The organism is Streptomyces sp. NPDC028298 (genome assembly GCF_055565895.1).
Genome location: NZ_JBVHTL010000005.1, coordinates 464758 through 475302, shown reverse-complemented (window position 1 = coordinate 475302; position 10545 = coordinate 464758). Strand labels below are relative to the sequence as shown.

The window sequence follows — 10545 nt, the reverse complement described above, 5'->3', positions numbered from 1 at the left end:
CGTCACACACGGATCACCCACCTTGGTGTCAGGGTCCGTGCCGCTGGTCTGCAAGCCGGAGGTGCCGTTCGTCTCCCGCCACAGCTGGAACTCCGCACCACGCAACGGGGCATTGGAGTCCGCGTCGACCTTCCACACCCGCACCCGACCCTGGCCAGGGATCACGGGCGTCTTCGTGTCCTGCGCCGTCACCGAAACACCCGCGTCGGCGTTGTCGTCGGTGAGGACCAGCGGGCCGAACACCGCGGGATCCGGCAGGTCGTAGCCGTCAGGCGCGGCCGTCTCCTGCCAGTAGTACGTCCCCGTCTCGACCGTCTCGCTGCAGGTGCCCGCCGCTCCGGTGGCACAGGGGTCGCCGACCTTGGTGTCAGGGTCCGTGCCACTGGTCTGGAGGCCGTCGGTGCCGTTGCTCTCCCGCCACAACTGGAACTCCGCACCTTGCAGCGGGTCGCCGGTGTCGGCGTCCGTCTTCCTGACGCTGACCGAGCCGGTGACGGGGGTCGGGGTGTCGGAGTCGCACTCCAGGTCGGCGTCGAACGGGAAGTAGTGGATCTCGCCCGCGTTCACCGCGCCGCCACCCGCCCCGCCGGACAGCGGGCCCGCGACGAGTGCGCGGGTGATGATGTCACCCTCGAGATTGGACGGGTCGAGGTCGGTGAGCTCGGCGCGCGGGGCGTAGATCGTGCCCTCGACGCTGTCGCCGTCCGCGATGGTGATGTCGGTCGCGTCGGCGAAGTTCCACAGGATGTACGGGGCCTGGTCCCCGGAGACACCCGCCATCGTGGGCGTGTGCCAGGTGAAGTCGCCGCCGGTGCCCGTGGTGTCCACGTCGATGAGCAGCGGGGTGTCGGCTGACGGCTCGTCCAGGAACGTCAGCGTGCCGATGTTGTCGAGCTGCTCGCCGGTCAGGCGCAGCACGTTGGTCTGCCCCTGAGTGAGGGAGATCTTGATGTCGGACCCGGTCGGGATCGTGTTCTGGTCGGGCAACGGGTCTCCGTTGCCGTCGAGCAGGATCACGGTCGCCCCGCACGTGGCCATCGAGTCGGCCCGGTCGCGGTAGGTGGAGAACAGCGAGGTGAAGTCCATCAGACCGGACTGGGCGACCGAGGCCGCCGACTGCTGAGTGGTGAGCTGGACACGCGGCGTGGAGTTGTAGGCGGCACCCTTGGCCACGACCTCCGTGTTGACGCTCGCCCCGTTCTGGTCCCGGGTGAGGATGTCGCTGGCCGCCGTGTTGCCGATCTTGGCGTATCCATTCTGCAGAACCTGCAGGACGCCGGACTGGCTGGTGCCCGCGTAGTCGATCCCACCGCCGACGAGCAGAGCCGTCGGCTGCGCGTCGCCCGTAGCGGTGAAGGTGCCGGGGGTGTTCAGGGCTACGTTGTAGTTGGCGCCGAAGGCGAGGTTCCCGCCGACGGCCACCGGGCCCTCCGACTCGGTGCTGCCGAACGTCGCGTGCTCTTGAGTGACGACCCCGAAGCCGTTGTTCCCGGCCACCGGGTTCCCGATGACGACTGGGGCGAGTGCCGCGGCGCCTGCCGGGCCGCCCACGAGCACGAACGCCGCCAGCAGCCCCGACCCGGCGAGTCCCGCAGCGGCCCGCAACGGGATCTGTCTCATGGCCGGAGCGCTGCGGGTGATCTGATGAGTCCGTCTTCTCATGGCCGAAAACCTATGAATGCATCCAGTTCTGATGTTGTTACAGGACCGGGACACTCCGTTCGAGCACTCGTATGGCCACTCGCGATTCCACCAGGAGTGGACGGCTGGGCGTCCGTCATCGCACCCCACTCAGAGGAAGCAGGCACTCGCTCGGACCAGCAGGCCAGCCAACTCAGTCGCAGCGGTCCGTTCGGAAGCTGTACAGCACGGAAGTACAGCAGATGCCGTCCATGGCCACCCACCGGTCTGGATCACGGGCCGGATCTGCTTCCGGTGCGCCCCTCCGTCATGGCCGCGGGGTCGATCGCCCCTCTGGCCGGCCACATCGTGCGCGTCTGCCGCCGTACAACCATCCTGCCGCGCCCGTCGTCTGATCACGCAGGTCAGGAGATTGATCGAATCGCTTGGGCCGGCGTGGAGGAGTGCACGGCGGGCCCTCATCCCACTTGAGGAAGCACATGTATGGACGGGTCACGGCCGCAGTTGTGGCCGTCTGCGGTTCTCTCGCTCTGGGTGGACTCACGGCGCCTCACGCCAGCGCGACCGGCGATGGGCCGGAGATCACCAAGGTGGTGGTCAACGGGGGCAAGAACATCGTGGTGGGCCCGACCGCCGTCACGTCCTTCACCGCGTCGGTGACGGCCTCCGACCCTGCCGGTGTGAAGGAGGCCTGGCTCGACATCTGGCATGGCAGCGGCTCGTACGACGACCATGACGGCGGGATCGCTCGCTCCGGCGAGCTCAGGTGCACCTCGTCGAGCTCCACCACAACCACCTGTACGTCTTCCTTCCAGGTGAAGGCCAATGCCAGGGCCTGGACCAACGAAGTGACCAACACGTTCGCCGGCACCTGGCACGTCAGCGCGAGCGCGTTCTCCGGCGCCCGGGTCCAGTCCTCGGAAGACTTCTACGGCACCGTCAAGGTGCAGCGCTCCTCCCAGCTCACCGTCGATGCCACCCCCGAGCCGGTGACGAAGGGCAAGACCGTCACGGTCACGGGAAAGCTCTCACGAGCGAACTGGGACACCCACAAGTACGGCGGATACTCCGGCCAGTTGGTCAAGCTGCAGTTCCGCAAAAAGGGCAGCACGACATACAGCACGGTCAAGACAGTCACCACAAGCTCCACGGGCACCCTCAAGACCACGGTGACGGCTTCGGTCGACGGGTACTACCGCTACTCCTTCGCCGGCACATCGACCACGCCGGCGGTGAACGCCGCGGGTGACCTCGTCGACGTGAGGTAGTCGGCAACGAAGCGGGGCCAGTCTCCGCAGCGGGGGTCGATGTCGAGCCGTCTCGCATTCCGGCTCATTCGCCAATGCCTGACGCCGGTCAGTCACTTGGAGAAACCCCCTCCTCAACTGCCACTGCCATGCCATACGCTGCGCGCAGCAGTCGCACCCCGCGTAACCGCAGCTCAACTGCCATGTCCGGGGTTGCACGGCGCTTTCTTCCGCCTGGTCGACACCGGGCTCAGTCATGGGGGTATCACCACTGTGCGTACGCGCAGCGTCGCCGGCGCGACGGCACTGGCCGTCCTCGCCGGCTCGGCAGTCCTGATCGGTGTCCCGGCCGTGCCCGCAGTGGCGGCCGGGCCCACGGTCGTCAGCACACCCGGCGGGATGGTCGTTGACGGCGTCCTCCAGCGGGTCTTCGTCGGCGACCGGTGGAGCGGGAAGATCCTGGCCGGCAACTACTCCGGCACCCTCGTCGACTCGGTGGACGGAATCGGGGCGGTCGCCGAACTGACCCTCGCCGCCGACGGCAGGACGCTGTACGCGGCTCTGCCCGACAGCCATCAGATCCTGGCCCTGGACGCCGCCACGCTCGACATCGAGGCCCGCTACGACGTGGCGGCAGTCGAAGGGCCGCGCCACCTCGCCTTCGCGGGCGGAAAGGTCTGGTTCGGCTACAAGGATCCGCAGGGCGGCAACCTGGGCTCGGTCGACCCGGCGGGAGGTGCCGCAGCCGTGACGCTCGGGCGGTTGCCTGACGGGGTGCACGCCTCCGATGACCTGGTCCTCGACTCCGACCCCGGCAAGGCGGGCGTGCTGGCGTTCGCCGCGACGGGCCTTGACGCGAGCGGCGGGATGGGTGTCCTGGACGTCTCCGGGACCTCACCGCAGGTCGTGGCCTACGACAACTCCCAGGTTCCTGGGGCCGGTGACGTCGATCTCGTACCCGGTGCTCAAGAGATCCTGATCAACGCGAGGACTCGGTACGCCTACGCGGACGGGAAGCTCAGCGGTGTCGGCTCCTACCCGTACGGTGGATGGGCCGGCGAGATCTCACCGAGCGGCTTGATCGCCAGGTTCGACGACAGATATGTAGTGGTCTACCGGTCCGGCACGGAGAACCCGATCGTCATCCACCGTGTCTCGGACAACGGGGTGGGCGGAGCGGCATGGGCTCCGGACTCCTCACGTCTGTTCGTACTCCGAGGGACGGACGGAGACGGCTATTTCCTCGAGCCGCTCACCGATCCGGCGCGGGACGTCCCGACTTTGACGGTGTACGCGCCGCCGACGGCCACCCGCGCCCGGCAGCTCACCGTCACCGGGGACCTGTCGATGACGCAGCTACCGCCTGACACGAAGCTCCAGGTCACCCGTACCGATCTGGAGTCCCCGAGCGGCAAGGCGCTGCCTGCCGTCACGGTGAAGGCGGACGGCTCGTACTCCTTCACCGACACCCCGCCCGCCGGTGGCACGGTCACCTACAAGGTGGCGTACGCGGGCGATGCCGATCGCGCCGCCGTCACCGCGAGCGACAAGGTGGCCGTCTCCCTCGACCCGACCTCGCTGAGCCTGAACAACAACGGCAAGGTCTACGCCTACGGCACCGACGTGACCTTCACCGCGCACCTCGGTTCGACCTACAAGAACCGCACGGTCGAGATCTGGGCCAATCCCTACGGCGGCGACAAGCCCAACAAGCTGGTCAAGACCGGGACGGTCAACTCCAGCGGCAACATCTCCGCGACGATCGACATGACCCGTGACACCGCGGTGACCGCGGTCTTCAAGGGCGATGCCCGCTTCAAGGCCAGGACCGTCGCGTCCACGGGCTACGCCCTGGTGAAGACCTCCACCGTCGTCTCGAAGCACTACAAGACGGCCAAGATCGGCTCGACGTCGTACTACTGGTTCCACAAGAGCACCAACCCCTTGCTCACCACGACCATGACGTACTACCCGGGCCGCAAGCAGCGCGTGGACCTGCAGGTCTACCGAGCCGGTGAGTGGCAGACGGTCGACGACAGTCCGCAGTACTTCAAGCTCGACTCGAACGGCAGGTCGGCCGTGAGCCTGAAGTCTCCCGGCGCGTCCGGCGTCAAGGTGCGCATGCGCTCGTCGTACGAGAACCAATACTCGGGCGACACCGTCAACTCGACGACGCACGGCTCGTGGAAGTACCTGTACTTCTCCAACTAGCCGGCGGGAGCAACGCCGGCCGAGGGAGCGACGCGGGATGCGGTGTCAGAGCCGCGGGCGGACGACGTCAAGAGGCCTAGGCGTCAAGGGATCACGGCGTCACGATCGTGAAGTCCGGGTCCGGGGTGGCGAGATGGCTGAGGAGGGTGGCCAGGGCGCCGGGGTCGCCGGTGACGCGGACGCCGTCCCTCTCCGCGAGCTCGTCCGGGCCGATGAGGCCCAGCAGGACCGCGCGCAGGTCCGCCTCGGTCAGGGTGTAGGTGACGTCCGGCTCGGGCTGCGCGGTCCGAGTCGGCCCGTGGGTTAGGACTCCGTTGCGGAGACGCTGGGTCACCGGTTGCCCGTCCGTCAGGTCCCAGCGCACGGTGATCACGGCGTCCCAGGCGCGCGGGCCGTCGACGCGGATGGCCAGGGCGTCGAAGAGCTGGTCCAGCGTGAGGGCCGCGAGCAGGTCGGGCGCGGCGGTCTCGATGGGGGTGCCGACCGGACCGTGGCGCAGTTCATGGGCGCCCGTCAGGAAGAAGTTGCGCCAAGTGCCGTTCTCGCTGCCGTAGCCCAACTGTTCCAGCGCGTCGGCCTGCAGGGCCCGGGCCTCGGCGTTGTCCGGGTCGGCGAACACGACATGGTTGACGACCTGGACCACCCAGCGGAAGTCGCCGTCGTCGAAGGACTGCCGTGCCTGGCGCAGCACCGCCTCGGCGCCGCCCATGAACCGCACGTAGCGGCGGGCCGCGTCCGTCGGGGGGTGTTCCCACAGGTGGGCCGGGTTGCCGTCGAACCAGCCGAGATAACGCTGGTAGATCGCCTTGGTGTTGTGGCTGACCGAGCCGTAGTAGCCGTGCGTGTGCCAGGCACGCTCCAGCGCCGGGGGCATCTCCATCCGCTCGGCGATCTCCGGTCCGGTCAGACCCTGGTTGAGCATCCTCAGCGTCTGGTCGTGGAGATACGCGTACAGGTCGCGCTGCTCGGACAGGAACCCCCGTGCCCGTTCACCGCCCCAGACCGGCCAGTGGTGCGAGGCGAAGACCACGTCGGCGGAGGCCGAGAAGAGATCGATGGCCTCGCCGAGGTAGTGGGCCCACACCCGGGGGTCGCGGACCACGGCACCGCGCAGCGTCAGCAGGTTGTGCAGGTTGTGGGTGGCGTTCTCGGCCATGCACAGCGCGCGGAGGTCGGGGAAGTGGATGTTCAGCTCCGCGGGCGCCTCGGTGCCGGGGGTGAGCTGGAAGACCATCCGGATGCCGTCGATCGTCTCCGTCTGACCGGTGCGGGTGATGTCCAGGGTCGGCGGGATCAGACCGACCGTGCCGGTGGAGGTGGTCTGCCCGAGCCCCGCGCCGACCTGCCCGCGTTCGCCCCGCGGCAGCGCGGCGCCGTACATGTAGGCGGCGCGACGGCTCATGGCCGTACCGGCGTAGACGTTCTCGCTGACCGCGTGCTCCAGGAAGCCCTGGGGCGCGAGGACCGGCACCCCCGCGGCGACGTCCTCGTCGGTCAGGACGCCCCGGACGCCGCCGAAGTGGTCGACATGGCTGTGCGTGTAGAGCACGCCGGTCACCGGCCGGTCCCCGCGGTGGGAGCGGTAGAGGGCCAGGGCCGCGGCGGCGGTCTCGGCGGAGATCAGCGGGTCGATGACGAAGACCCCCCGCTCGCCCTCGACGAGCGTCATGTTCGACAGGTCGAAGCCGCGCACCTGGTAGAGGCCCTCGGTCACCTGGAACAGCCCGTGGTCGGCGCACAGCCTGCTCTGCCGCCACAGGCTCGGGTTGGCCGTGTCGGGGCAGTCCTGGTCCAGGAATCCGTAGGCGCCGAGGTCCCACACCGTGCGGCCGGCGGTGTCACGCACCAGCGGGTCCTCCGCCGTTCCCATGAAGCCGCGCCGGGCGTCCTCCAGGTCCCGGGTGTCGTCGAGGGGGAAGCGCCGGATTACGGCCCGGTTCGCGTCGGCGACCGCCGGGTGGGCGGGCTTGCTGTCGGTGGGCTGGGCCATCTCGCTCTCCCCTGTCGGGCCGCGTCGCGGGATCCGGCGGCAGGGTCCACTCTTGCCGGGAACGGGAGACAGGTACGAGAGGGCTTACGCCGTACGGGTAAGGCCGTGTCCGCGCCCCGACCGCCGCTCCGTCACCATGTCACCGCTGCCCTCGATCCCGGCGCCCCGGCACAGGCCAGAGGGTCATTCACCTGCCGGGGGCTCACTCGCCTCCCGGCGACCCGTCCGTCTGCCGAAGGCCCCTTCACCAGGTCGTGAAGGGGCCCGTGCGCGACCTCGTCCGGCGTCACTTCTCCCCTCCAGGCATCACTTCGACATGATGAAGTCCAGGGCGAAGCCGGAAGCGGTGGTCCAGTAGGTGACGAGCTGGCCGTCGTCCGCGTAGAGCTTCCTGACGGGCAGCGGGACGTCGATCGAGGTGCCCGCGGTGCTGCCGGGCTTGCTGCCCTGGAGATTGAGGGTGATGCTCCTCGCCTCGTACTCGTCCCTGGCGCCGCCGGCGACGAGCAGCGCCGCGTAGGCCTCCTGGCCCGGGGCGAGGGTGACCGGCACTCCCGGGGTCCCGTCGCTCTCCTTGATCACGGGGGTGTTCCGGGTGCCGGCGCCGATCCGCACGAGCGGGTAGCGGTAGAGGTTGCACTTCTTGTCGCTCGCGTTCTGGACGGTCAGGACGAGGTGCCTGGCGTCCCTCTCCTTCACGGAGGACACCCCGAGCTCCTTCTGGGAACAGGTGGCGACGGCGGCCTTGGCCGCGGCGCGGTGCGTCACCGCCGCAGGGGCCTTCCCGGTGGCCGTCCGCGCCCCGGAGGCCGAGGCCTGCGCCGACACACCACATCCGAGAGCCAGGACGAGACCCGCGGCCACGGCCACGCGGCGACCCACGACGGACTTCACGTTCATATGCGTGTTCCTTTTCCTATCGGTACGAGGTCGCCCGCAGATGGGTGTTCCCGTGGACGGGTGAGTCGGGGGGAAGGGTGCGCTGCCGGGCGGCCGGCCGCTTCAGTCGGTGCGACATCCACAGCGTCGGATCCCGGGCCGGCCCAGGGCAACAGGCCCCGCCCAACCCGCAACGCCGGAACGATCCCACCCCCGACGAGCTGCGGAAACGAGGAGGGCTGGGATGCCCGTCCGGAACGGGAACCCGCTGGATCCGGCGGCGGATCGGCGGCACGGCGGCCGATGGTCCCCGCAGCGGCCGGTCTCCTCACTGGAACCACCCGCATCCGTGCGGCAGTCTTCTCCTCCGTGGGGAATCTTCCGTCTCAGAGTGCGTCGAGCGACGCCGCCGAACACATGGTGGTGGCCGGGGACGACGCCCTGGCCCAGCGGCTGGCCGCCGAACTGCGTGGGGTGTACGGCGAGCGGGTGACCCTCGTGGTGCCGCCCGTCCAGCGTGGTGTGCGGCCGCCGGTCGTCGGGCGGGCGCGGGCCACCGCCCTGTTCGACCGGGTTTCCGCCGCCGTCAACCGGGCCTCCGGGAACGGGAACGGCGGAGGAGGAGGCGGAGGGGCGGGGGCGGGGACCGCTGGAAGCGACGAGGCGTCCGGTTCCGAGCGCGTCGTCGAAGCCGCCGAACTCACTGAGAACGCGCTCTCCTACGCGGGCGTCGAGCGGGCCACCGCGCTCGCCCTCGTGTACGACGACGACGAGACCAACATCCGTGCCGCGCTCACCGCCCGGCGGCTCAACCCGCGCATCCGGCTGGTCCTGCGGCTCTACAACCGGCGTCTCGGCCAGCACATCGAGGCCCTCCTCGACCAGGCCTCGGCCCTGGCCGCCGCCGCTGCCGCCACCGCCGCCGCCGCCGGACCCGACAGCACACCTGACGCCGGCGGCGGCGCGAACTCCGCCGGAGGCGGCACCGGTTCGGGCGCCTCCCGTGCCGGCCGGACCGCCGAGATCTACGACGCCTCCACCACCGTCCTCTCCGACGCCGACACGGCCGCGCCCGCGCTCGCCGCGACCGCCGTGGCCGGCACCAGCAAGGTCGTCCAGACCGACGGGCTCATGCTGCGCGCGGTGGAGCGGCCGCCACCCGCTCCCGGCGAGGTCGCCGATCCGGGGCTGTGCACCCTGGCGTTGCTGTCCGCCACGGCCAACGACCCGGCCGGCGCCGACGGTTCCGAGGGCAGCGGTTCGCAGGGGCCTCAACTCCTGCCCGACGAAAGGGCGGTGGCCGCCGCCACCGGGCGCGGCACCGTCGTCCTGGAGAACGTGTCGTACTCCGGTCCCGAACTGGGCCCCGGCCGCGGGGTCGTGCCCTGGTTCGGCTCGCTGCTGTCGCGGCGGCTGCGCTGGTCGTTCGCCGGGCTCGTCGCGTGTGTGGTCGGGCTCGCCGTGGCGTCGATGCTGGTCACCGGGGAGCACCCGCTCCAGGCCACGTATCTGACCCTGCTCGATCTCTTCGCCATCAACGACCCGGCCATCGGGCAGCCCCTCGGACGGCAGATCCTTCAACTCTGCTCGGGGCTGGTCGGGTTGCTGCTGCTGCCGGTGCTGCTCGCCGCGGTGCTCGAGGCGCTCGGCACGTTCCGCAGCGGGACCGCCCTGCGGAAACCGCCCCGCGGGCTGTCCGGACACGTCGTGCTGCTCGGGGTCGGCAAGATCGGTACGCGCGTGCTGGCGCGGCTGCGTGAACTGCGGATCCCCGTGGTGTGCGTGGAGGCCGATCCCGAGGCCCGCGGGCTCGCGCTGGCACGGAGCCTGCGGGTGCCCGTGGTGCTGGGGGACGTCACGCAGGAAGGCGTGCTGGAGGCCGCCAAGATCCACCGGGCGCACGCGCTGCTGGCGCTGACCAGCGCGGACACCATGAACCTGGAAGCCGTGCTCTCCGCCCGCACCCTGAATCCCGACCTGCGCGTCGTGCTGCGGCTGTACGACGACGACTTCGCGACCGCCGTCTACCGCACCCTCCGGGCCGCGCATCCCGGCGCGCTCACCCGGAGCCGCAGCGTGTCCCATCTCGCCGCGCCCGCGTTCGCCGGAGCGATGCTGGGGCGACAGATCCTCGGGGCGATTCCCGTCGAGCGGCGGGTGCTGCTGTTCGCCGCGGTGGACGTGGGCGGACACGCGCAGCTCGAAGGGCGCACGGTGGGCGAGGCGTTCCGGGCCGGGTCCTGGCGCGTGCTCGCGCTGGACACGGCGACCCCGGAGGAGCGCCGGGCCGACCCGGCGCCCGACGCGCGTGGTCCCCGGCTGGTGTGGGACCTGCCCTCCAGTTACGTCCTGAAGCCCGAGGACCGCGTGGTGCTCGCCGCGACCCGAAGAGGTCTCGCGGAACTGCTCGGCCGCCGACCCCGGCAACGGGCGGGGGCGTAGCCCGGGGCTCGACAGCAGGCGGGGCCGACCCGGGGCTGGGCCGACAGCGGCCCGGCTGGGCGTGGGCGCCCGACCCGGGGCTCGGCCACAGCGGCGAGGGCTGGTCCGGGCCGACAACCGGGGAGAGCCGACACG

Annotated in this window: 6 protein-coding genes; 3 read left to right on the top strand and 3 right to left on the bottom strand. The window is 70.4% G+C overall.

Annotated elements, in window-relative coordinates:
• A partial coding sequence (locus tag ACZ4TO_RS24800) for a collagen-binding domain-containing protein (RefSeq protein ID WP_468025229.1) occupies positions 1-1662 on the bottom strand: 1662 nt, incomplete at its 3' end.
• Between the two features lie 569 nt (positions 1663-2231).
• Between ACZ4TO_RS24800 and ACZ4TO_RS24795 the strand changes: the two genes are divergently transcribed.
• Complete coding sequence (locus ACZ4TO_RS24795; protein ID WP_468025228.1) at positions 2232-2909, top strand: calcium-binding protein; 678 nt, start codon at positions 2232-2234, stop codon at positions 2907-2909.
• A gap of 252 nt (positions 2910-3161) precedes the next feature.
• Complete coding sequence (locus tag ACZ4TO_RS24790) at positions 3162-5099, top strand: YncE family protein (protein WP_468025227.1); 1938 nt, start codon at positions 3162-3164, stop codon at positions 5097-5099.
• Positions 5100-5190: 91 nt separating this feature from the next.
• On the opposite strand, the gene ACZ4TO_RS24785 is transcribed toward ACZ4TO_RS24790, so the two are convergent.
• Positions 5191-7089, bottom strand: a complete 1899-nt coding sequence (locus tag ACZ4TO_RS24785) for an alkyl/aryl-sulfatase (protein ID WP_468025226.1) — start codon at positions 7087-7089, stop codon at positions 5191-5193.
• Positions 7090-7395: 306 nt separating this feature from the next.
• Positions 7396-7989: a DUF4232 domain-containing protein gene (locus tag ACZ4TO_RS24780; RefSeq protein WP_468025225.1), complete on the bottom strand. Its 594-nt coding sequence runs from the start codon at positions 7987-7989 to the stop codon at positions 7396-7398.
• A gap of 396 nt (positions 7990-8385) precedes the next feature.
• On the opposite strand from ACZ4TO_RS24780, the gene ACZ4TO_RS24775 reads away from it, so the two are divergent.
• Positions 8386-10410: an NAD-binding protein gene (locus ACZ4TO_RS24775; RefSeq protein WP_468025316.1), complete on the top strand. Its 2025-nt coding sequence runs from the start codon at positions 8386-8388 to the stop codon at positions 10408-10410.
• Positions 10411-10545 lie beyond the last annotated feature (135 nt).

Excerpts from the sequence above, each read along its gene's own strand:
- ACZ4TO_RS24775 (WP_468025316.1), top strand. The coding sequence starts at position 8,386 with ATGGTGGTGGCCGGGGACGACGCCCTGGCCCAGCGGCTGGCCGCCGAA.
- ACZ4TO_RS24785 (WP_468025226.1), bottom strand. The coding sequence starts at position 7,089 with ATGGCCCAGCCCACCGACAGCAAGCCCGCCCACCCGGCGGTCGCCGAC.
- ACZ4TO_RS24780 (WP_468025225.1), bottom strand. The coding sequence starts at position 7,989 with ATGAACGTGAAGTCCGTCGTGGGTCGCCGCGTGGCCGTGGCCGCGGGT.